Annotated in this window: 17 protein-coding genes; 6 read left to right on the top strand and 11 right to left on the bottom strand. The window is 58.6% G+C overall.

All coding sequences use genetic code 11. The features are described from left to right. Positions 1 to 11: 11 nt before the first annotated feature. From HDF12_RS20285 to HDF12_RS20270, 4 genes are all read left to right on the top strand, one after another. Positions 12 to 2,705 (top strand): M1 family metallopeptidase, encoded by a 2,694-nt coding sequence (locus HDF12_RS20285; RefSeq protein WP_179587155.1) that lies wholly within the window; start codon positions 12 to 14, stop codon positions 2,703 to 2,705. A 258-nt stretch (positions 2,706 to 2,963) separates the two neighbouring features. After that, positions 2,964 to 3,155, top strand: coding sequence for a PExPT-CTERM protein (locus HDF12_RS20280; RefSeq protein ID WP_179586392.1), 192 nt, complete (start codon positions 2,964 to 2,966; stop codon positions 3,153 to 3,155). A 63-nt stretch (positions 3,156 to 3,218) separates the two neighbouring features. Then, the gene (gene xrtJ, locus HDF12_RS20275; protein WP_179586390.1) at positions 3,219 to 4,877 is read left to right on the top strand and encodes an exosortase J; all 1,659 of its coding nucleotides are present in this window, start codon (positions 3,219 to 3,221) and stop codon (positions 4,875 to 4,877) included. Between the two features lie 44 nt (positions 4,878 to 4,921). Then, positions 4,922 to 6,838, top strand: a complete 1,917-nt coding sequence (locus HDF12_RS20270; protein WP_179586388.1) for an NHL repeat-containing protein — start codon at positions 4,922 to 4,924, stop codon at positions 6,836 to 6,838. An 80-nt stretch (positions 6,839 to 6,918) separates the two neighbouring features. On the opposite strand, the gene HDF12_RS20265 is transcribed toward HDF12_RS20270, so the two are convergent. The 11 genes from HDF12_RS20265 to HDF12_RS20215 all read right to left on the bottom strand — a co-directional run bounded on the left by HDF12_RS20265 (position 6,919) and on the right by HDF12_RS20215 (position 19,365). Next, positions 6,919 to 8,106: an alpha-amylase family protein gene (locus HDF12_RS20265; RefSeq protein WP_179586386.1), complete on the bottom strand. Its 1,188-nt coding sequence runs from the start codon at positions 8,104 to 8,106 to the stop codon at positions 6,919 to 6,921. A gap of 120 nt (positions 8,107 to 8,226) precedes the next feature. Continuing rightward, positions 8,227 to 8,736: a GNAT family N-acetyltransferase gene (locus HDF12_RS20260; RefSeq protein WP_179586384.1), complete on the bottom strand. Its 510-nt coding sequence runs from the start codon at positions 8,734 to 8,736 to the stop codon at positions 8,227 to 8,229. Positions 8,737 to 8,801: 65 nt separating this feature from the next. Next, complete coding sequence (locus HDF12_RS20255; protein WP_179586382.1) at positions 8,802 to 9,077, bottom strand: hypothetical protein; 276 nt, start codon at positions 9,075 to 9,077, stop codon at positions 8,802 to 8,804. A 26-nt stretch (positions 9,078 to 9,103) separates the two neighbouring features. Further along, positions 9,104 to 11,932: a ComEC/Rec2 family competence protein gene (locus HDF12_RS20250; RefSeq protein ID WP_179586380.1), complete on the bottom strand. Its 2,829-nt coding sequence runs from the start codon at positions 11,930 to 11,932 to the stop codon at positions 9,104 to 9,106. A 48-nt stretch (positions 11,933 to 11,980) separates the two neighbouring features. Then, positions 11,981 to 13,279 (bottom strand): 23S rRNA (uracil(1939)-C(5))-methyltransferase RlmD, encoded by a 1,299-nt coding sequence (rlmD, locus tag HDF12_RS20245; protein WP_179586378.1) that lies wholly within the window; start codon positions 13,277 to 13,279, stop codon positions 11,981 to 11,983. After that, entirely contained in the window at positions 13,276 to 13,992 is a 717-nt protein-coding gene (locus HDF12_RS20240) for a hypothetical protein (RefSeq protein ID WP_179586376.1), read from the bottom strand. Before HDF12_RS20240 ends, rlmD begins: the two co-directional genes overlap by 4 nt. Positions 13,993 to 14,048: 56 nt before the next feature. Continuing rightward, the gene (locus HDF12_RS20235) at positions 14,049 to 14,870 is read right to left on the bottom strand and encodes a type III pantothenate kinase (RefSeq protein ID WP_179586374.1); all 822 of its coding nucleotides are present in this window, start codon (positions 14,868 to 14,870) and stop codon (positions 14,049 to 14,051) included. Positions 14,871 to 14,896: 26 nt separating this feature from the next. Further along, positions 14,897 to 15,715 (bottom strand): biotin--[acetyl-CoA-carboxylase] ligase, encoded by an 819-nt coding sequence (locus tag HDF12_RS20230; protein WP_179586372.1) that lies wholly within the window; start codon positions 15,713 to 15,715, stop codon positions 14,897 to 14,899. A 7-nt stretch (positions 15,716 to 15,722) separates the two neighbouring features. Next, a complete protein-coding gene (nadC, locus tag HDF12_RS20225) occupies positions 15,723 to 16,607 on the bottom strand; it encodes a carboxylating nicotinate-nucleotide diphosphorylase (protein ID WP_179586370.1) in 885 nt (294 codons plus the stop codon). Positions 16,608 to 17,082: 475 nt separating this feature from the next. After that, positions 17,083 to 18,288 (bottom strand): DUF2252 family protein, encoded by a 1,206-nt coding sequence (locus HDF12_RS20220; protein WP_179586368.1) that lies wholly within the window; start codon positions 18,286 to 18,288, stop codon positions 17,083 to 17,085. Positions 18,289 to 18,492: 204 nt separating this feature from the next. Continuing rightward, positions 18,493 to 19,365 (bottom strand): CPBP family intramembrane glutamic endopeptidase, encoded by an 873-nt coding sequence (locus HDF12_RS20215; RefSeq protein WP_179586366.1) that lies wholly within the window; start codon positions 19,363 to 19,365, stop codon positions 18,493 to 18,495. Between the two features lie 322 nt (positions 19,366 to 19,687). On the opposite strand from HDF12_RS20215, the gene HDF12_RS20210 reads away from it, so the two are divergent. Both HDF12_RS20210 and HDF12_RS20205 read left to right on the top strand, forming a co-directional pair. Continuing rightward, positions 19,688 to 19,861, top strand: coding sequence for a hypothetical protein (locus HDF12_RS20210; protein ID WP_179586364.1), 174 nt, complete (start codon positions 19,688 to 19,690; stop codon positions 19,859 to 19,861). A gap of 108 nt (positions 19,862 to 19,969) precedes the next feature. Beyond that, complete coding sequence (locus HDF12_RS20205) at positions 19,970 to 22,036, top strand: FUSC family protein (protein WP_179586362.1); 2,067 nt, start codon at positions 19,970 to 19,972, stop codon at positions 22,034 to 22,036. Positions 22,037 to 22,102 lie beyond the last annotated feature (66 nt).

The following is a 22,102-nucleotide window of genomic DNA, read 5'->3' as shown; positions in this document are numbered from 1 at the left end:
GGCCCTCTTTGATGCTCGTTCGTGACTCTGCTTCTATCCTTTCTGCTTTTGCTCTCTTTGTTTTCACAACCGTTGGAGTGCAAGCGCAGCGGCTACCCGTCGACGTCCACCCGGAGCACTATGGGCTGATGGTAACGCCGGATTTGAAGTCGGCGACCTTTAGCGGCGAAGAGACGATCGATGTTGTGCTGGATGTTCCCAGCAAGCGAATCACGCTGAATGCGGCGGAGCTTAAGTTTGGCGTGGTGAAGGCCTATGTTCTGCCGGTGGCTGCGTACTCGTATGGCAAGCTGGGATCGCAGCCGAAGTCGCTGAACCCGGTTGAGGCGGATCGGCATCCGCAGAGCGCAACTGTGACGCTTGACGGCGAGAAGGAGCAGGCCACGTTTAGCTTTGCCGAGGAGCTGCCCGCGGGGAGGGTCACGCTGGCGATTCGTTATTCGGGGGTGCTGAACGATAAGCTGCGGGGGTTCTATCTTTCGAAGACTAAAGCGCGCAACTATGCGGTGACGCAGTTTGAGCCTACCGATGCGCGACGTGCATTTCCAGGCTTCGATGAACCTGCGCTGAAGGCTACGTATGACATTGCGGTGGTCGTCGATAGCGGCGATACGGCGATCTCGAACTCGAACATGATCTCGGATAAAGCGGGGCCGGTGGCGGGCAAACATACGATTCGGTTTGCGACGACGCCGAAGATGTCGACCTACCTGGTTGCCTTTCTGGTGGGTGACTTCAAATGCACGGAGGGCAAGTCGGATGGAGTGCCGATTCGTGTCTGTTCGACGCCTGACAAGGTGGAGCTGACGAGGTTTGCGCTGGAGTCGGCGAAGTACGTTCTGCACTATTACGACACTTACTTTGGAATCAAGTATCCGATGTCGAAGCTGGATATGGTCGCGCTGCCAGACTTTGAAGCGGGCGCGATGGAGAACTTCGGGTGCATCACGTATCGCGAGACCGACCTGCTGGTGAATGCGAAGACCGGCGATATTCCCGAGAAGAAGCGGGTTGCGGCGGTGGTGGCGCATGAGATGGCGCATCAGTGGTTCGGCGATATGGTGACGATGCAGTGGTGGGACAATCTGTGGCTGAACGAAGGCTTCGCGAGCTGGATGGAGACCAAGCCGGTGGCCGTGTGGCACCCGGAGTGGAACTTTGACCAGGATGACGCGCAGGGGCTGAACGAGACGCTGAATCTCGATGCGCAGAGGACTACAAGAACGATTCGCGCGACGGCGAATACTCCGGATCAGATTAACGAGATGTTCGACGGGATTGCGTATGGCAAGGCCGGGGCCGTGATCGGCATGGTAGAGAACTATCTGGGGAAGGAGGTCTTTCGGCAGGGAGTGCATAACTATCTGCAGGCGCATCTCTATGCGAATGCGACCGCGGAAGACTTCTGGAGTGCACAGACGGCGAACTCGCACCTACCGGTGGATAAAATCATGTCGAGCTTTGTGACGCAGCCTGGGGTGCCGCTGCTGACGTTCTCGGAGCGGCAGGCTGGGAGCGTCCCGGTGAGGCAGAGCAGGTTTTTTCTGTCCGATGATGAGGCGAATCGGCCGGTGGACGGGCGAGTGCAGGAGTGGACGGTGCCGGTGTGTCTCAAGACGACTGGCGAGCCGATCTGCCGGGTGCTGACGCCAGGGGACTCCAGCCTCCCCCTGCCAGTGGATGCTGGGTTGCCGTTCTTCTATAGCAATGCTGCGGCAAAGGGGTACTACCGAACGGCGTACACACCGGCGCAGTTCAGCGCGATTGATGCGAAGGCGGAGAGTTCGATGACGCCGCCGGAGCGAATCGGTCTGCTGGGGGATCGCTGGGCTCTGGTGCAGTCAGGGCAGACAGATGTGGGGGATTTTCTAAATCTGGTAATGGCCCTGAAGGGAGACTCCAGTGCGGGTGTGCTCGATACAGCGCATCAGGCGATCGAGAAGATCGATTCGGATATAGCGAGCGATGCGGATCGCGCTGAGCTGGCGGCGGTGTTGCAACGGCAGTTCGGGCCGGTGTACTCGGCACTCGGGAGCCCGGTGAAGAAGGAGCCGTTCGATCGTCAGCAGCTTCGTGGGACGCTGTTTGAGCTGCTGGGGGAGGCTCATGATACTGCGGTTCTGGCTGAGGCAAAGCTGCTAACCGCACGGGTCTTCGCCGTGGACAATAAAAAGGATAAGACGCAGGATCCGACGCTGGCGGACGCGGCAGTGCAGGTGAGCGCAGCCAACGGCGACGCGGGGCTTTACGATAAGGTGCTTGCGGTGAGCAGGAACTTCAGCGATCCCGGACAACAGACCGATGCGCTGCGGCTGCTGGCGCGGTTTCGCGATCGTTCGCTGGTAAGACGCACGCTCGACCTGATCGCCTCGGGAGAGGTTCGAAATCAGGATAGCTGGACCATGTTGGCGGAGCTGCTGCGCGATCGCGAGACCCGAGATCAGGCCTGGGGATATATGCGGCAGAACTGGGAGAAGGTGAGCGCTCAGTTTACGGTGTCGTCGGGGGCTGAGGTGGTGGGAGCCACGGGGGCCTTCTGCACGGTCAAACAGAGGGACGAGGTGACCGATTTCTTTGCTATCCACAAGGTTGCGGCGGTCGAACGGACCCTTGCAAAGGCTGTTGATAGTATCAATGACTGCATTAAATTGCAGTCGGTTCAGGAGTCGAGGTTGCATACCTGGCTTCAGCTTCAGCCAAAATGACGAAAGCGCGGTCTGTACAACTTAAGTCCAGGTATAACTGGGATATAGCGATTCAGCTGCCGCCTGTGGAGAAAGAATGGGCAAGTCCTTTGGAGCGTCTGTTTTGCGGCAGGACGTCGGCGAAGCCGCCATGGTGTCTGCGAGACTTTGTAGACAGGCGGTGAAAATGATCAGGGTACCCAAAAGTGTTATGAAGTGGAAGTCATTCTGCGTTGACTTTCAACTTTCGTAACGGTACCTTCCCAATTGAGGACACCAATGAAGAAAACCTGTTTCTTACTAGCCGGCATCGCCCTCCTCTCTTCCGTCGCCCTTCCGCTGCACGCTCAAGACGGTTGCGTGAACTCTCCGGAAAATCCGACAGCGATTCTTGCTGTCGTAGGCTCCGCAGGTGCATTTTTCGTTTCGGTACGTGCTCGCATCAAGGCTCGTCGTAACTCTTCCAAGTAATGCGTCACTGGGACTTGCCACCTAATACTCCCCTGGTGCGCTGCCTGGATCAATAAGACCTGTATGTCGACGTTACCTGCTACCGCTGAAGTCAGCCCACTCCGATCGGCTGGAGCGGAGGGGCTGGGCTTATCACGGGCTGCAGGGCTCGCGGCGATTGTCGCGGTGCTCGGTCTATCCACCATTTTTTCGACCGTGAGTGCTCTTTGGAACCTCTGGACCACGGACGCCCTTAAGTCGATCGGGATGTTCATCCCGCTGGTCAGCTTTGTGCTGGTTCTGCGGGCGTGGCGCTCACTTGGATGGGAGATGAAGGGCAGCTGGTGGGGCCTGGTTGTTCTGGTCGTCACGGCCGCGGTCGTGCATATCCGGGACCAAGCGGTGTTGGTGTTTGTTTTTTCGCCTAAATGGTCGGTTTACGTGCCGCCGCACTCGCTTGTTGCCTTCGCGTATGGCGCTGGGGTGGTCCTGCTGTTTGGTGGCACACGTCTGTTCCGGGCATCACTGTTTCCGCTCGTTCTTCTGTGGTTTGTCAATCCGATTCCTCACATCTTCAACGTGTTTGTCGATCTGCCGTTACAGCGCGCCTCGGCTCACGTCGCTCGCGCGTTCGCGATTGCGTTGGGCCAGCCGCTGAGCCCGGATCAACTGCGGCTGATGTTCACTCCGGAGTTTGGCATGTTCATCGCTCCAGGGTGCAATGGCATTCGTGGCGCCGTTACGATGGGGTTCATTGCGCTTATTGCCGGCTATGTCTATCGTTTCCGATGGTATGCGCATGCTGCGGTGGTGGCCGGTGCTGTTCTGCTGGGTTACGTCTTCAACTTCGCGCGCCTCTGCATTCTGGTTCTTTATTATCTGGTCGCGTTGCGCATTCCCTCCCTGCGAAGCAAAGCCGAGATGGGGGATTACGTCATCGGCGCGTGCCTCTTTCTTCTGGGGACCTTCCTGCTGTTCTACGTGGTGCGCCGTTTGAGCGAATCGCCGGGCCAGATCAAGCCCCCTGCGCTGACTTTGCTCCACTCGGACGGCGGAGTTGCAGGACGCTCCTTCTATCTTCGTTTTTTTGGAATGCTTGCGCTGGTATTGTTCAGTTGTTATGGAGTCGCGCGCGCTTATGTAAGCACACACATGGGTAGCGCGGCTGCTCAGAGAAGAGCCGATGAGAACGCGCCCGGACAGTTTCCCGAGCGTATCGGGAGCTATACTCTGGCGCGCACTTGGAATGAGAATTTATTCACGGGTCCCCTGATCTATCACTGGGCCGAGTATGCTCCGGCGGATGGCGGGGCTCACGTGTCGATCGGGGTTTCGCCGGTGATGGGGTCTCACGATACGCTCATCTGCCACTCTGCGCGGGGGGAGGATCCGATCTGGCGGGACCAGCTCTCGATGCCCACTGCGAACGGTGCGGTTGGTTTTTCGGGCTCCTTTTTCAACGATGGTGCGACCCAATCGCTTGAGGCGACTACCATCTGCAATAGCGGGTCGTGCGGAGAATATTCGAGCGACCGCACTCACTTCGGCTTTGTCTACAGCAAGCCGACCTCTCAGTCTCTGCTATCTCGGGAGACCCAGCGTCCCATCCCCATCCTGCTGAAGGTTGAGACGATAGACACGACGCTGCCGGTGGATGTGGCGCGTCAGCAGTTGACGACGGCTCTTCGCTCCTTTCTCGGCTCGGTGGATCTGGACGGACTCACGAAGCCTTACCGACAGTAACTGCATCCACCTTTGATATTCTTGGCCCTCCAGTGAGATTACTTTTGCGCAACTTTCAGGGATTTTTCAGCGCGGCGATGGCGGGGGTTCTGGCTTGCTCGCTTGCGGGATGCGGTGGCGGTTCGACCCCGACCACTCCTCCGCCGGTCACTCCACCTCCTGTGACTCCACCTCCGGTCACTCCGCCCCCAGTAGTCACCAATCCTGGTGTGAGTTTTTCAGGAAAGGCGATGGCGGGTTCTCAGCCGATCGTAGGAGGGACCGTCCAACTGTATGCTGCCGGAACCGGAGGGAATGGCTCCGCTTCGACCGCGATGCTTACGAGCACACTCACCACCGATGCCGCGGGAGCGTTCACTGTGCCCGCGGGTTATGCCTGTCCCCTCGCCGCGTCACAGATTTATGTTCTCGTGCGCGGTGGGCAGGTGGGAGGCGCTGTCGCTAATCCAGCCATTACACTCGCCAGCGCACTGGGCGCCTGCAACCAGATAGCCGCCGCGTCTCAGTTCGTGGTCAACGAGGTGACGACTGCCGTTACTGCGTGGGGACTGGCACAATTCTTTGGCACGGAAGGTAATCTTGGAGCGAGTTCGACTAACACACAGGGACTCGCCAATGCGGTGGCTACGGTTGCGAATCTCGCGAACCTTACAACCGGAACCTCGCCGGGCGCGGCCTTTCCGATGACAGGTGTCTCTCCGGCAGCGAAGATCAACGCCGTTGCCGATCTGCTCAATAACTGTACGGCCACGGCGTCAGGGTGCGGCGCACTCTTCTCTGCGACTACACCCAATGGAGGAACGGCTCCAGACAATACGCTGGATGCGGTTCTGAATCTGGTGCGTAATCCGGGGAGCAATGTTGCCATGTTGTTTGGGCAGCTTCCCTCGAGCGGCATGCCTTTTACACCAGTGCCCACTGCGGTTCCGGCGGACTGGACGCTGCACATCAGTTTCCATGGCGGGGGTATCGGCGATGGTGTGCCGCTGGACAGTAAGGCGCCGTCCGGCCTCGGCGTAGACGCTGCCGGCAATCTTTGGGTTGCGACCTACTCGGGCATCGCGGCTGAGTTTTCGACGACGGGCACTCCTTTGTTTCCGACCGGCATTACCGGTGGCGGTCTGAGCCACTCGGATGCGCTTGCTGTGGACCCGCAAGGGAACATCTGGATACCGGATGGGGCAAGTGCTGCGGTCAATGGCGGTTTTGGCAGCGTGACTGAGCTTAGTTCAAGCGGCCAGATACTCTCAGGCGCCACCGGATATAGCGCTGGAGGGATCAGTTATCCGACGGCGATCGCAATTGATGGAAACGGCACCGTGTGGATCCCCGACTATGGAAACTCGCGAGTCACCCTGCTCTCGAGCACCGGTCAACCGCTCTCGGGTACAAACGGATATGAGTCGCTGCAGTTCAGCTTTCCGCTTGCGGTTGCACTCGATTCTAATCATTACGGGTGGGTGGCGAATTCTGGCAACGATACCGTGAGCAAGGTCTCTGCTGATGGGAGTCAGATTGCGAGCTTCCCGAGTGGCAGCGGGCCGGACGGCATTGCGGTCGATCAACGCGGTTATGTATGGGTTGCGAATCAAATTGGTAACAGCATTACTGAGCTTGCGAATGATGGAACCGTGGTTTCGAGCGGCTATAGCGATAACAAGGCCAGCATCCTTGCTCCGCAAGGAATCGCGATTGATGGATCGGGTCACGTATGGGTCGCAAACCTGCATAGTCACACGATTACGGAGCTGGCAGGTTCGGTTGCGGCTTCGCCCGGAGCGATTTTGTCTCCGACTGCAGGCTATGCGTCGGACGCTGGATTCACAGAGGCGTATGCGATTGTGGTTGATGCCAGCGGCAATCTCTGGGTGACGGACTTCAATAACGGCACTCTTACTGAGATCGTTGGACTGGCGACGCCAGTGAAGACTCCTGTTCTGGGACCGCCTCAGATACCTTAGCGCGGCAGGTCGATTACGAAAAATTGAGGCTACCGCTTGCGACGATGCGGGCGGTAGCCTCTTCTACGATTGATTCGAAGCTATGGTTTGATCGTCAGCATCACCACGCCATGGCTGGGTACGTCGGCGGAGTAGCCACCGCTTTGTTTGCCGAGGTCGTTAGCACTCCACAGATTCCTTACGGAGACAGAGAGAGCATCGGGATAGCCGATGTCGGTCCATGCTACGGCGATCTTCGCGGCGGCCGGGCTGCGGTTGAGAAGTACGACGGCGCGGCCGCCATCCTGCAGCTGCTTCGACCAGATCTCAAGGTCGCCGGTCTTCTTTACTCTGTGTGCCTGGCGTCCGAGCGGATCCTGATCGATTCCGATGACCTCTTTGTTCAGCAGGATCTCTTTGGTGTCAGGCGACATGCTTGAGATGTCGTTGCCCGCCAGCAGAGGTGCCGAGAACATAGCCCACATGCTGAAGTGGGCGCGATACTCCTCCTTTGTCATGCCGCCGTTGCCCACCTCGAGCATGTCGGGGTCGTTCCAGTGTCCGGGACCGGCGTAGGTCTCCAATCCATTCATCTGGTCAATGATCTGGGTCACGCCGTTGCCGCCCCAGTCTTTCTTGCAGTCCCAGCAGTCCTGAATGTCGCCCGTGGCGCGCCACAGGTTTCCGATCGATCCCGCCCATAGCCACGGCTTGGTCGATCCCCACTCGCAGATGCTGAAGACGATCGGTCGTCCGGAGTCGGCGAGCGCGTTGCGCATAAGGGTGTAGGAGGACTCGCTGTTCTGGCCGGGGAGGGTGTTGCACCAGTCTTCTTTGAGGTAGTCGACGCCCCAGTTCGCGTACTGCTTTGCGTCCTGGTACTCGTGGCCGATGCTCCCGAGATGTTTGGCGCAGGTCATTGTGCCGGCGTCGGTGTAGATGCCGAACTTCAAGCCCTTCGAGTGGACGTAGTCGGCTAGCGCTTTGATGCCGGAGGGGAAGCGCTCTGCGTCGGCCACGATATTGCCCGAGGCATCGCGACCGGTCTGCCAGCAATCGTCGAGAATGACGAACTGATAACCCGCATCCTTCATGCCGCTGCTCACCATGGTGTCTGCGGTCTCGCGTACGACTTTTTCATTGAGACCTTGACAGCCAAACTTGTTCCAGCTGTTCCATCCCATCGGAGGGGTCTTCGCGAGACCGTTGTCGAGAGCCCGCCCAAGGGCTGGCATCATGATGACTGCCATCATCAAACACATTTTCACAACAAAACGATTTCGACCCATTGCAAAGCACTCCTCTTCGGAACATGCGCGATTGATTCTGCGAGTTCCACGAAATTCTAACCTTTATATGGAAGCAATCGCGTGGGCCGGTGTTACGGGAGTTCGGTGTTACGGGGAGGATTAGCTGAGGGGTAGTCGTTTTTCGTAGCAGAGAAAACGCAGTCCTGGTCTGAACTCAAGGGTGATCTCTCCGGCGAGCAGGTAGCCTAGTTTCGGAAAGAGACGTTGTGTCGCTTCGTTCTGAGTGTTGGTGTCGACGCGGAGGGCGGTGATGCCGCGTTCAACTGCGACCTCTTCAGCTTTTTGCATGAGCACGCCAGCCGCTCCCTGACCACGAAACGCGGGATCAACGGCAAGACGATGCACTACGATTGCGGGTTCAGTAATGTCCCAGCCCACCTGGGCATAGTCAGGCTCCTGGTCCGTCGTGATTGCAGCGACGCCGGCGATGTTACCGTCCACTTCGGTGATCCAGAGTTGTTTCAGGTCAATGTCGCGCTGAAAGACAGCGTCGTTTGGGTAGGTCTCGTCCCACTGTAGATTTCCTGTCGCGCGCATCAGGGGAACGACTCGCCGGACGAGGCTCATCAGCGCTGGTAGATCATGTTGTGTTGCCAGCCGAATCTGCATCGTCTTCTCAGCGTAACAGGAGCGGCGAAGCGGAGTTTGATGGTTAGAGCGTTGGACAACTGACGCTACATAATTCGAAAACGTTCGCGCATGAGGCGTTGGAAGCGAGGACGCCAGATGAGGTCGTAAGCTAACTCTTTGCCTGGGAACATGGCTAAGGCAGCCTTCCTGCTATCCGCGATCATCTGGGCGGCTTCGTCTATCGTCAGCGACCCGTCCTGCGCGATGACCTGCATCACCATGTTCATCATCATCTGCATTCTGCGGATCAGCTTCTGTTCTTCTGCCCGCTCTTCGGCACTGATCACGACAGCCTCAGCATTTGGCCCATTCAACTCCATCGAAACCTCCCGATCAAGTCAGCTACTCATGGATTAGACGCATCGACAAGCTCACGGATTTTTCCATCCCTTCCGAGCAGGAATGTGGTTAAGCCAAACTCATCCGTTCGATACAGCTTAGTCCGAGCCTCCGAAATTCGTTCGATCACTTCGTAGCGGGGGTGACCAAATGTATTCCCCTTGCCGACCGACACAACCGCGTCTTTTGGAGCGGCGGCATCGAGGAATTCCTGGGTCGTCGAGGTACGGCTGCCGTGGTGGCCGACCTTCAGGAGCGTGACGGGCGCGATTCTCTTATGTGAGAGCATCTCGCGTTCACTCGGGGCCTCGACATCGCCTACCAACAGAACGGACGAGTCGCCGTATTGCATCCGCATCACCAGCGAATCGTTGTTTACGGGCTCTCCAGGGTTGGCGTAATCGGCCTCGGGCGCGAGCATCGTTATTTGCGTTCCTCCCCAGGCAAGCTGGGTGCCTGCGTAAAAGTGGCGCACAGTGACTCCAAGATCTTTTGCTTCGGCGAGCAGCGAGCGGTAAGCATCCGAGTTGGGATCGATGCTGACCCATAGTTCGCGGGGGCGAAAGTTGCGAAGGATTGCGGGCATTCCGCCCATGTGGTCGCTGTGGGCATGGCTCAGAGCGACCACATCGAGCCGACGAAATCTGCGCGACCAGAGATATGGCGACACAACCTCTTCGCCAACGTCGAAACGGCTTGTTGCCTCTGCGGCCTCGGTGACTCCGCCGACGGGGCCGCCGGCATCGATCAGCATCGTCGCTCCGTCCGGGGCCACGATAAAGATAGAATCGCCCTGACCGACATCGATCGCCGTCACCTCCATCATGCCTGGTGAGACAATCGAGTGCTCCGGCCACAGTACGATTAAGGCCACGAGCGGCAGCGTGACGACCGCAGCCCACGCCCAGTTGCGGGATCGTCGCACGGCCCAGCAACAGAAGGCCCATGCAACTACTGCCAGGAGAGCGACCCACCAGGCGGGAGCGGGGACGCGCAGATCGGCTGCATGAAATGCGCTGACGCGTCCTATTACTCCCTTGACGCCGTGGAGCAGTAAAGACGTCATCGCCCCAGGCAGCAAAGCGAACCATGGGCTGACGAGGGAGGCGCAAAAGGTGACGACCGCGGTTGGAGCGAGAACAGCAACAAGTGGCACGCTCAACATGTTGGTGGGGACTGCGAACATCGTTGCGCGGTGAAAGTAGACCGCCATCGGCAAGACCATCACCAACTCAGCGACTACGCCTATCAGCGACAGCTCCAACGCCCAAAGGAACCAACGGACAGTCAACGGTAAGAGTCGCTTGGACCACTGGCCCAGCAGGTTGGCAATCGCCTCGCTACCCATTCGCAGCATCAGCCGAAACTGCGCTACCCGAGGGGGAAGGCCAGAATCGAGCCACTTATCCCACAGGTGCTCCGCAGCTCGGGCGTAGGGGAGGAAACTGCGCTCGCCTAGCGGAATCGCGATGCCGCCGATCGCGACGATCGCAAGAAACGTCATCTGAAAGCTGGCTTCGAATAAGGCGTTTGGAGACAACACCAGTACTGCCATCGCTGCCGCGCCCAAAGCATTAAGTACGTTGCGGTCTCGGCTCAGCAGACGAGCCAGAAGAAAGACGGTAGTCATAAAGAGAGCTCGCTGTACCGGAGCGCCAAAGCCGGTCAACAGCGCGTAGCCAAAGGTCAAAACAATGGTGAGCAGTGTTGCGAGCAGGTCGCTCAACTTGAGCCGGCGAGCCAGCCAAAAGACAAGGCCTGCAAGCAAACCGACGTGCATTCCGGAGACGACAAAGAGATGAAACGATCCTGTGCGCTCGAAGCCTACACGCTGCGTTTTATTGAGGCCTGCCCGGTCGCCAAACAACATCGCGTTGAGCATCCCGGCATCGTCCTGGTTGAGCCGCAGGATCTCCGGAAGTCCACGGTTCGCCTTCGAATGAACATAGCCAAGCACGCGCCCAGAGGCCCAATTCTGTGCAGTGAAGATCTTGCACTGCCATTGTGCCGCGTAATCGGACTTGGCAGCCGCAAGCTCTGAACTGGCTTGGGAGAGGATGGAGACCTTCGAGACGCGCACGCTGGCATGAGCGCCAATCCCTTGCGCAAGCAGATAGTCAGAGTACTGCCATGCTGCCGGGTCGCGGTAGTACTCGGCCACCTTCATTCTCATGGGAGCCTGCACCAAATCGCCACACTTCAGTGTTGGAAGAGGTCGAACAGCGGGTGCAAGAGAACCTGTCGGGGCAGCGTTTTGCACTGCAGGCTTGTCAGGGAGGACATTCATTCGCGCACCACCTGTGACAGGCGCCATCCACGCGACGTCCGGCGTTACCTCCTCCACTGCATCGACTTGAAGATCGACCGAAAGCGCGCCGATTGCCGCTGCCTCCTCGTTCTCCTCTTTTTCTGCCCACCAACCTGTTTCCTTATCCTGATCCGAGTTTCCCTGTTGGGGGACCAGCTCGCGGACCCGTACGACGCGTCCTCTGACTTGCCGGCTCAACCCATCTGCATACGTTTTCAGAGCGTGTTGAGTAGGCGGAGCGGGCTGCACCTCTGCGCAGAAAAGACCAAGCGCCATCCAGACGGCTGCCAGAGGGACGATTGCGATCCGGAGAGACCATCGCAGGCTCGCCAGCGTCAGGGCGCACAACAAGGACATGGCAAGGAACAGCATGACCATCGGCGCGTGATTCCGTGCTATCACTTCGCCCAGCGCGAACCAGCAGACCGCCGTCAAAAGAGGAGCGCGACGGAATGCGAGCGTGGGAAGGCGTGCGACCGCCTTCGGCCAGAGATCAGGGTTCGGCTCGTTCGTTCTTCCGGTCTTCAATGCTCTGCCTGCTGACCGCACTTACCAACCATTTCATCACAATTGTGGCTAAGTTTGTCTGCGCAAAACCACGATCGTCTCCAGATGAAACGTCTGAGGAAACAGGTCAACCAAGTGCAATTCTTCGAGCTTGTAGCCCGCGTCGACCAGCATCTTCAGGTCGCGAGCCAGAGTCACAGGATCGCAGGAGACGTAGACGATCTCGGGGGACAAAATCCGCGCCAGGAGCGAGCAAACCTCAGCCCCAACGCCGGCCCGTGGAGGGTCCATGACGATCAATTGAGGGCGTTCCCGCTGCACCACTGCGTTCCGGAGAAATTCAACTGTGGTTGACTCGATGGCGCGTCTGCCTGTTCCTTTGAAGGAGTTGATCAGATCGGCACCGGTTGCCTCGACTGCTACGACTTGCTGGAATGTTTTCGTCAGTGCTCGAGAAAACAATCCCACTCCGGCATACAGATCCCACGCCAGTAACCCTTGGCGATTCGTTGCGACAATTCTAATAAGTTCATCGATGAGAAAGCGGTTGATCTGGAAGAAACTGCCGCGGCTCACCCAGTAGTCTTCGTTTTCTACCTGATAACTCAGGCCCTGTGTTCCCCAACTCTCCAGGGGACGCGGCTTCTGTATTTGTCGCTGTGGGCCAGAGGGTTTGAGAAGAGCGCTGCCAGCCCCGACCAGTTCTGGCACGAACTGTCTCATGCGCTCGCATAAGGATGTCAGGCCGAGCTGATCCTTCCGAACCAGGATGGTCATCTGCATCTTGGCTTCGTCGGCGGTCGTAAAGAACTCTACCTCTGCGGCACTGCTAAGCCATCTTCTATCAGCAGGATTCTCGGTCGCTAATTGCAAAAGGCTCTGGGTCGCGCGCCATAGCAACGGCGCGGTGATGGGACACTCTTGAATTGCAAGAAACTCATTGGTGCCGCGCCGGTTATAGCCAGCTCTCAAGGTGGGGCCCACCTCTTCGAGCCGTAAGCGCATACGATTTCTGTACGCCCAGGGAGGCGCGGCATGGCTCTGGATCTCAGGCAGCGTCTTCAACCCGGCGCGTTCCATTGCCTCCTGCAGGATGGATACCTTCATCTCTACTTGTGCGGGATATTGGGCGTGCTGGTAGTGACATCCGCCGCATTCTCCGAAGTGTATGCATGGTGGTTGGACACGGTTTTCCGAATCCTTCAGGACCCGCAGTAGGGAAGCTTCCTCAAAGTTCTTTTTTTGCTGACGAATCTCAACCTCGACCAGTTCGCCCGGTAGCACGAAGGGTACAAAGATCGATTCGCCATCGGCCTGATGGGCAAGGCCGGCTCCGCCGTAGATCGCCTTTTCGATTTGTAACTTCATCCGTGACTCATATAAAAGAGGCTGAGGCGAGGTAGTTTGCGTGCTTCCAGCAATCGCTTCTGGAGAAACTGTTGCTGCACCTGTTTAATTTGAACGGCCTTCATCTTGCTGCGGTAGGGTGCAAGTTCGCGAGTCGCTTGTTCGCGCAGGGAGACCAGCTCGTCCTCCGGTGCGGCCGTCAGTAGAGCTGCGAACATCTTCTCTTCGAGAACGCTAAGGGTTCGGTCGAGCTCTTCAAGCGAATGCGCCGGTTCAACCCGCAGACCCGCGGCCAAGGCTCGGAGTCTGCCTGCAACTTCTGCTGCTGTTGAATCAGCGGGGGGAGACAGCTTCGCCGACTCGATAGAAACAGCATTATCTTCAAGGTAACGTCCGACTCGTGCTGCTTCGAAGCCGGTGTCTGCGGCTTGGGCCGCAGTGGTGGGGGCAGCACCGATAGAGGCTTCCATCACCTGCTCCACGGCCTCCAGCACACTCTGTGCGCACCATGCAAGGCCATTCACCCTGCGGATCCTTCCGGAGGCGCGCCGAGCCTTCGCATCATGTCTGTCGAAGGCGTTGTCGATTCCGCGTAGCACGGCATCCAGAGGCACGCGGGCCTCCCGCCAAGTCTCGATCAGCGCCCAGTCTAGGGTCGACAGCATCAGGAGCGAGCCCCGACGCTGCTGAAACCGCTCCTCGATTTCAGTAAAGTAGTTGAAGTAGTTCTGCATTCGCTCTTCTACAGCTTAAGCCAGCGCAGACGAGTGTGCCTAAATGTACTTCCTGGTTAGGTCCCACGCTTTTTATGTCGGTCGAGATTGCGCTCGTAGATCAGGCGCAGTCCGGTTAGTGTTAGCATTTCGTCTACTGCTCCGATGTACTTCGATCCGCCGGCTATGAGCTTCGCTAGGCCGCCGGTGGCAACGGTTTTAGTCTCGGGTCCCATCTCGGCGATCATGCGTTCGAGGATGCCGTCGACAAGTCCGATGTAGCCGTAATAAAGGCCGATCTGGATGTTGTCGACAGTTCCTGTTCCGATGACCTTCGCGGGTTTTTTGATATCGATTCGCGGTAGCCGGGCGGCACGCGAGAATAATGCGTCAGCGGAGATACCAAGTCCGGGTGCGATGGCGCCCCCAAGGAACTCTCCTTTTTTGGAGAGCACATCGAAGGTCGTTGCCGTACCCATATCCACTACGATGCTGGGCCCTCCGAAACGCTCGAAGGCCGCGATGCAGTTGACGATCCTGTCGGCTCCGAGCTCCGCGGGGTTATCAGTCAAGACAGGGATACCAGTCTTCACGCCAGGTTCGACGAAGAGGGGCCTCACATGAAAGTAGAGCTCGCAGACCTGACGCAGGGTTGAGTCCAGGGGAGGCACCACTGAAGAGATGGCGATGCCGTCGACGACTCCGATCTCGAGTCCCTTCAAGCCGAAAAGATTGCGCAGGAGAATGCCGAACTCATCGCTGGTCTGTCTCGACGAGGGTGTTGTGATTCGCCAGTTCGCCACCAACTCTGGGCCCGTTGCCGGGGTCGTTGCTTCGTTCGCTAGCTGGTAGAGCCCGAGAACCGTGTTGGTATTGCCCACATCCATTGCAAGTAGCATGGTCCGAATCTCCCACCCTGTTCCGTCTAGAACGGACGAACTCCGCCGGAGAGTACGGTATGCAGCTCTCCATCATCTCCTGCAACACGCAAAAAACCTCGCGGGTCGAGCCCTGTCGTCACGCCAGTATAGCCGCCGTCCTCGTCAACTCGAACGTGTTTGCCTCGCACCCAGGTTGAGGCTCCCTCAAATCTCTCTAGTAGCCGGGGGTGACTGGAAGCTCCGCGTAGCTCGTCTTCGAGAAGGTGGATCTCTTGATCGAGAGCGCTTAGGAGCTCGATCAGTACGGGTTCGCGCGGATACGGATCTCCGCTTTCGCGGCGTAGAGAAGTGGCGAAGGGTTCAATTTCTTCTGGGAAGGTGCGGTGATTTACGTTGATGCCAATGCCAATGACGGCGTACCGCAGCATCGTCGGGGCGTTCGACTGCGATGGGACGGCGGAGGTTTCGACGAGGATGCCGCCGCATTTTTTCTCACGGAGGAGAAGATCGTTGGGCCAGCGAATGTCGGACCGAAGACCGGTGACGGCAGCGATGGCTGCTCGCGCCGCGAGGCCGGTTGCGAGGGACAGCCAGAGCGCGTCGACCAGTGCCATCGTTGGGCGCAGGAGGACGCTGAGGTAGAGACCATCGCCGGGTATGGAGTGCCAGATGTGGCCGCCACGGCCTCGTCCGGCGGTTTGCTCATCCGCGACCCACACGCTGCCATGCGATGCACCTGCTTGCGCGGCTTCAAGCGCCAGCAGATTCGTGGAACCGACCGTTGGAAGGTGCTGCAAATGGCCTGCGAAAGAGGTGCCGGCGAGAGCAGCTTCAACAGAGGTTAGATCGAACGAATCAGCCACTCAGTCCTCAGTAGATGTCTGCGGTAATGCGCATGCTCAGATCGACAGCGGCCGCTGAGTGCGTGAGTGCGCCAACGGAGACGAAGTCCACTCCCGCTAGAGCATAGGCGCGCACCGTCTTTAGATTCATGTTGCCGGAGGCTTCGACAGGGACGTTTGGCAGGGTGGCGCGGATCTGCTTGATCGCTTTCTTTACCTGCGAGGGCGTCATGTTGTCGAGCAGGATAGACTCCGCGCCGCCCGCGATGGCTTGGTCTAGTTCTGTCTGGCTGCGGACTTCGACCTGCACGACCTGGCCTGTCTTGCGGCGTTCGAGTGCGCGTTCTAGCACTGCTGGAAGGCCGCCGCCGAGTGAGATGTGATTGTTCTTAATGAGGATTCCGTCCTGCAGGTCGAGACGATGATTGACGCCTCCGCCGCAGCAGACCGCGTACTTATCGAGAACGCGCAGGCCAGGTATGGTTTTGCGTGTGTCCAGGACTTTTGTTTTGGTGCCGGCGACTGCTTTTACGAACTCGTTGGTGAGGGTTGCGATGCCGCTCATCCGCTGCATGAGGTTGAGGATGACGCGCTCGCAGGAGAGGATCGCTGCAGCGTTATGACGAATAACGGCGAGGGTTTGGCCCTTCTTCACGCTTACGCCGTCGAAGATTTCGGGGTGGCTGATCACTTCGAAACGGCCTACGGGAGCGGGGGACATCTTGGCGAAGATATCTAGAAATACGGGGATGCAACCTAGTCCGGAGACGACGCAGGCCTGCTTGGCGATGATGGTTCCGGAGGCGCGGAGATTGGGTGGGATGGTGAGAGCGGTGGTGACGTCGTTGGCGACTTTGTCTTCAGCCAGGGCAGCTTCAAGGATGGTGCGAATCCGTTTGCTCTTCCAGTCCATTCTCTAATCCTAAACCTCTTAATTTTGCAGAAAAAAATCGGGCGTGGTGACGGGGAGTTTTTTGCTGTTTTTGGGCTATTTTCGAGAGGGTTTTGGGAAAGTGGGTGTTTTGGCGTGGTGTTTTGATGGTGAGATCGTGGTGGTTCGCTGGTGAAACGTGGTGTTTTGGATGCGTGCTTTTGGGGGACGGAAAATACGCCAAGTTTTAGAGATTTTTCTGTGGAAAATCTTGGTTGGGAGAGGAGAGGATTTGTGCGTGTGCTAATGCCTCCCCGCTCAAGATCGAAATTTGCCTTGGGTTGCCCTGCGCGGGCGGCGCCCACTTCGTGGGGTGTATACCGGCTTCGGCTCGGCCTCCCGATGGCCGACTGGTATTTCATCGCGACCATCGGGAGCGCCAACCGAAGGGGTATACAAGTCACGAAGTGACCGCACCGCGCGTAGCGGGCCGCCTGCAAGGCCCATCCTTTTTCAACTAGGCGGTGGCGTAGAGGCGGCAGTGCTCGAGGTAGGCGGTTTCGTGGCTGGCGATGAGTTCGACTATGCTGGTCCACATCCAGCCTGGGGCGTTGAGGGTCTTTGACTGGTTTTTGGTTAGCTCGGCGGCCCAGTGTTTGCGGGTGGCGGCGTCCATCTGGCGGGCGTGGGCTTTGCCGACGATGCAGGCGAGGTAGCTTGCGGCGTTGACGGCCTCTTCGCGGGTGAGACGGTCGATCTCGAGCTTGAGGTCCTGGGGCATGAGTTCGCGCAGGACGACGGGGCGGGCGAGGAACTTCGCAGCCAGCATTCGTTCGCCGAGGTAGGGTGACAGGTTGGTGGCGCCAGCAACGACTCGCTGGGCGAAGTCTTTTGGCATGTCGGCGTTCTTTGCGGCGGGTGCGGCGGCTCGCACGGCCTCCTTGATATCGACGAGGCAGTACTCCTTGTCTTTCTTCGGGCCTACGCCGAGCAGGACGGCGTAGCGGAGGCGGCCGAGGGAGCTGCAGCCCTTCATCCAGTAGGCGGCGTCGAGCACGCGGACCTTTGCGTCGTTGTCGCGATGCTTGAGCGAGGTGATGAGTTTTCGCGCGTCTTCGTTTTGGAAGAGCTTTTCGATCTCTTCCTTTTCTTCGTCGGAGAGTGTCCAGAAGCGGTCGCCAAGGGGGATGGTCGGTTTGACGTCCTCGATGCGCTCCTGCGCGAGGTGTCGCCACTCGCGGTTGACGGCCTGGCGAAGCACGGTCTCGACGGGGCGCAGGTTTTCGGGGGTTTTCTTGACCTTCGTAGCGCGATGCGGGATGAGGGCGCTGCGGTATCCCTGGACCATCTGCTCCATCATGAGGGCGGTGGTGACGCCGGGGAGGTCGGAGCCGCGGGCGGCCGTGGCAAGGGAGAGGCCGAGGCGGATGAGGTCGTGTGCGGGGTTGCCGATGACGGTCTGGTCGAGGTCGCGGATTTCTATCTCGACTTTGCCTTCGGAGTTGGCGACGGGGCCGAGGTTGCCTACGTGGCAGTCGCCGCAGATCCAAACGGGAGGGCCCTGGGGGAGTTTGCGGGCGGAGTCGGCTTTGAGCCACTCGTAGAACTGTAGGGTGTTTCCGCGGACGTAGGCGTGGGCGGAGCGTGCCATCTTGAGGCGACGGCGTTCTTCGAGGATGGCTTGGCGATCGGCTGGTTTGATCTCAACTACTTTTTTCCGCATCTACCAGTATTAGCAGAAAATTAACATTCGTTGTATGTCATGCGGCCGACATATGTGCTGCGTGAAGGTTTTCGATAGTGGGTCAGCTTGACGGCAGCGGCTCAACTTGCCGAAAAGCCGACTTCTCGGCAACTGCTGATTAGCGATAACGCGTTAGGCTGAATTAATAAACGAAACGGCGTTTCTCAGGACTGATCCCTTTAACTATCGTGGCTCATCTGTCGCGGCAGGGGAAAAGCCTTCACGTGGACGGCTACGCGAAACGAGGACCGTTGCTGCTACGACGACGGTGACCGCTAACCCAACCCCGAATTCTGTGGTGATGTACTTTGCCCAACCGACAGGAGCCGTCAGCGGATCAAATAGGCTCTGAATAAACGTGTTGTGGGTGGCGTGTAGAAGAACACAGGGCCAGAGGCTGCCCGAGCGCAGTCTAAGGTAGCCTATGAGGTAGGCGTTCGCGGTCACCATGATCGTGAAGCAGGCGAGGAAGAAGATGGGCTTTGTGTCCGGCCTGAAGTCGGTCCAGAGGAGTTCCGGAAAGTGCCACACGGCCCAGATCAACCCTGAGATCAGGCAGGCGCCGTGGAAGCCGAACCGCTGCTGCAGCCGGGGAAACAGGAACCCGCGCCATCCGAGTTCCTCGCCGAGCGACCACACCGCTTCGAAGACAACGCCGACGGTAAACAACAGCGGCAGCGCCACGCCAAACGTCCCGAAGGCGGGCCAGCGGGCCAATCCATAAGGCTCTACCATCGAGGCTTCGAAGCTCTTGAGGGTGAAGGAGCCGCGAACGACCAGCCAGGTGAGCAGGTACACCGGCGTGGCGTAGAGCAGCGGCAGAAAATACGCGAGCCTGAGAAAGCGTCGTGCCGGCCAACTCCAGCCCAGGGTTCCGAGAGGGATGCGGAGCAGCAGGCAGGTGCACAGTGCTGCGGCGCCAGGACACCACACAATGAACTGCGCGAGTGTCGACGTTAAGCGATGGCTGTGAACGTCGAGGGCGTAGGTGCATCCGCTAAGGACACCAAGAAAAAACAGGAAGATCGATAACGGTCGCTGTTGCGGGACTCTCATAAACGCTCTCCTCGTAGATACGCTCACAAGTCAAGGCCGTTGTCGGAATTCTAGCTTACGATCTCTACGTCGCTATTTCGTGAAGTCAGGCCTCATAAGTCGGCTTCTCGGAAGTGACGACGTTATTCCCGCAAAACGCGGTTTTCGACAGCTTCTAGTGCCGGACTCGAATCGGACTCACCGCCGGTTTCCCCACCATTTTCGTCCCCGCGATAACTAGCGCGCCAGCGGAAGATTCGGAGCGAGATGGCGAAGGGATTACGAGCCACGCTAAGAGGATGGCTAGTGGGACGATGAGTTGTGGGAGGTTGATGCCTGGAGCATGTTGCCTCGCATGGCGTCGATTGCGGCGGTTAGCGCGTATGAGGGGTTCTCCGCTGAGGGGGTGGGCGTCCCTTCTCGTACTGCCAAGGCAGCCACCGTCTGGGGTGATGGGAGGACAGTTGAACAAGACCTCAGTAATGTGAAGGGTGGATTCCATCTCAATCAACGGTAGACTGTCCTTTGGTAGCACCTCATGAAAACCACTACTCATGATTCGTATCGCTCCCACAGAAGAAAGACATTGGCGAGACCCTCGGTCACGGTCCTGAGGTAACCGGCTATGGCTGCGAATCTGTCCACCTGGACCGCGCGCATCTGGCAGGACATCCAACCCACGCCGGGCCGCTGGAACGGTGCGCTGCGGATCGTACTCGCTTCGGTCATTGTGCTGCTTCTTGTGATGACGCTGCGCATGCCCTTCGCCGGGCTTGGCATATTCCTGGTCTTTCTCATCGGCCGTGATTCTCCGGCCGTCTCCTTTCGCTCCGCTATCCTCACACTGCTCACAGTGACTGTGGCAATTGCCGCGGTGCTCGCTGTGGTTATCGTCACTGACAACGATCCGATGGCGCGTGTGCTTGGTATCGCCGTCGCGTGTTTTCTGACTGGGATGTTCCTCATGTCGAGTACCGCCCCTGGGTTGGCTGTGATCTTCGGCCTCGTCTTCGCCATACTCATGTCACCCTGGGAGACCCATACCCCTGCTGGCCCGCTGGTCAAGGAGATGCTCTACCTGCTCGGCGCTGTCTCGCTGTCTGTAGGCTCTGTCGTCTTGGTCGAATACGTCTTTGGCCGCCGCAATGCAGCCGAGGAACTTCAGAAGGAGCGCATCACGCGCTACCAGGCGCTCGAAACGATGTTCTCGCTTTACGGCCAGGGAGCGGATGCCATGCAGCTCTCCCCGGCTGTCATTCAAGTCTCACGTCTCGCAGTTGCGGGCCAGTACGCCATGCAGCGGCTCTATAACATCATCGTTGAGCGCAACCTCGATCCCAGCGTGCTCCCCATCGGTGTGCGCGTACGGATCACGATGCAGGCGCAGCTTCTGGATGTTTCGGCTGGCTTCGGTTTGCAGTACCCCACTCTCTCCGACCCCGCCCTTCGCCGCCGTTGCGCTCACATCGCGAACCTCTGCCACTATCTTGCACTCGACACTGTTCCACCGGACCTGCGGCAGCCGTTGGCGGAGGAACATGCTGTGGGGCCAGAGCCTACGCTGCTCGATCGCGTCGAACTCGTGCTGCACGACATCATCTCTATGCCAATGAAGGGCGACCTGGCCGCCAGCAAGAAGCTTATCGCCCTGCCTTCGCGCGAGGTTCCCTTCCTGATTCCGGGAGCCCTTTGGCAGCCTCAGACTATCGCCTTTGCTCTCAAGATCAGCCTCTGCGCCACGCTCTGCTACATCATCTCTCTGGCCGTCGGGTGGCCAGGCATCTCCACGTCCATCATCACCGTGTTCATCACCGGGCTCGGCACCAGCGGGGCCATCAAGCAGCGCCTTATCTTCCGCCTTGCCGGCTCCGTAATCGGGGGCCTCATCTTCGCCCTTGGCGCGACCGTCTTTCTCTTCCCCCTCATGGACTCGATCACTTCGCTGGTCCTCCTCGTCACAGTAGTTACCTTCTTCTCCGCCTGGTTGGTCGGCGGACGCCAATTCAACTTCGTTGGGGTGCAGACCGCCTTCTCCTTTGACCTGGTGGTCTTCGCGGGCTTCTCCGCTCCTACCGAGCTTGCCCCTCCCCGCGACCGCCTCGTCGGCATTCTGCTGGCGCTGGTGATCATGGCCTTTGTCTTCGACCTGATCTGGCCGGTCCGTAACGTCACGGCCATGCGGAGCTCCCTTGCTACCATCCTTCGCGGCGTCGGCGTGCTCCTCCGCGAGTCCACGGCTGCACGTACCACCGCCGAATTCCTCGGCCCGGCTGACAGCTTCCGCGATCTGGTCGGCAAGACCGTCGCGAGCATCCGCACGATGAATGACACCATCGAGTACGAGTTCGGCATCGACCGCATCCAACACCAACACGCAGGCGACATCATTCTCCGCGCCTCGCTGACCGCCGTTGCCTTCTTCTGGAACGGGTACGCCGTCCTGCACAGGGAGCAGGATCGCGACTTCCTCACCGAACCTGGGCTGATAAAAATGCGCGCCATCCTCGCCAATGGTATGGACGCGATGGCTTTGTCGGTGGTTCGTAAGACGGACTTAGCAATGATCGAGCCCGCGGCTCTGATCGACGGCTCCCTTCTCACCCATCCGCGCTACGGCGAGTACGTCCAGAACGCTATCGCGCGTTTCGAAGAACTTCAGAAGTTCGTCACCCAACTCCGAACCGAGCCCTGACTATCGAGCACCGACGTTGTACTTCTCTGTAAGGAAAATGGCCGGCCCTGGTAGACGATTTAGAAG

It is taken from the genome of Tunturiibacter gelidiferens, from assembly GCF_013410115.1.
GTDB lineage: Bacteria > Acidobacteriota > Terriglobia > Terriglobales > Acidobacteriaceae > Edaphobacter > Edaphobacter gelidiferens.
The sequence above is the reverse complement of the archived record's forward strand: the minus strand, read 5'-3'. Positions and strand labels throughout refer to the sequence as shown.

Bases quoted from the DNA above. Each gene is read 5' to 3' on its own strand.
- HDF12_RS20260 (WP_179586384.1), bottom strand. From the start codon at position 8,736: ATGCAGATTCGGCTGGCAACACAACATGATCTACCAGCGCTGATGAGC.
- HDF12_RS20280 (WP_179586392.1), top strand. From the start codon at position 2,964: ATGAAGAAAACCTGTTTCTTACTAGCCGGCATCGCCCTCCTCTCTTCC.
- HDF12_RS20215 (WP_179586366.1), bottom strand. From the start codon at position 19,365: ATGAGAGTCCCGCAACAGCGACCGTTATCGATCTTCCTGTTTTTTCTT.
- HDF12_RS20210 (WP_179586364.1), top strand. From the start codon at position 19,688: ATGTTGCCTCGCATGGCGTCGATTGCGGCGGTTAGCGCGTATGAGGGG.
- HDF12_RS20255 (WP_179586382.1), bottom strand. From the start codon at position 9,077: ATGGAGTTGAATGGGCCAAATGCTGAGGCTGTCGTGATCAGTGCCGAA.
- HDF12_RS20265 (WP_179586386.1), bottom strand. From the start codon at position 8,106: ATGGGTCGAAATCGTTTTGTTGTGAAAATGTGTTTGATGATGGCAGTC.
- nadC (WP_179586370.1), bottom strand. From the start codon at position 16,607: ATGGACTGGAAGAGCAAACGGATTCGCACCATCCTTGAAGCTGCCCTG.
- HDF12_RS20240 (WP_179586376.1), bottom strand. From the start codon at position 13,992: ATGCAGAACTACTTCAACTACTTTACTGAAATCGAGGAGCGGTTTCAG.
- HDF12_RS20220 (WP_179586368.1), bottom strand. From the start codon at position 18,288: ATGCGGAAAAAAGTAGTTGAGATCAAACCAGCCGATCGCCAAGCCATC.
- HDF12_RS20205 (WP_179586362.1), top strand. From the start codon at position 19,970: ATGGCTGCGAATCTGTCCACCTGGACCGCGCGCATCTGGCAGGACATC.
- HDF12_RS20285 (WP_179587155.1), top strand. From the start codon at position 12: ATGCTCGTTCGTGACTCTGCTTCTATCCTTTCTGCTTTTGCTCTCTTT.
- HDF12_RS20235 (WP_179586374.1), bottom strand. From the start codon at position 14,870: ATGCTACTTGCAATGGATGTGGGCAATACCAACACGGTTCTCGGGCTC.
- xrtJ (WP_179586390.1), top strand. From the start codon at position 3,219: ATGTCGACGTTACCTGCTACCGCTGAAGTCAGCCCACTCCGATCGGCT.
- rlmD (WP_179586378.1), bottom strand. From the start codon at position 13,279: ATGAAGTTACAAATCGAAAAGGCGATCTACGGCGGAGCCGGCCTTGCC.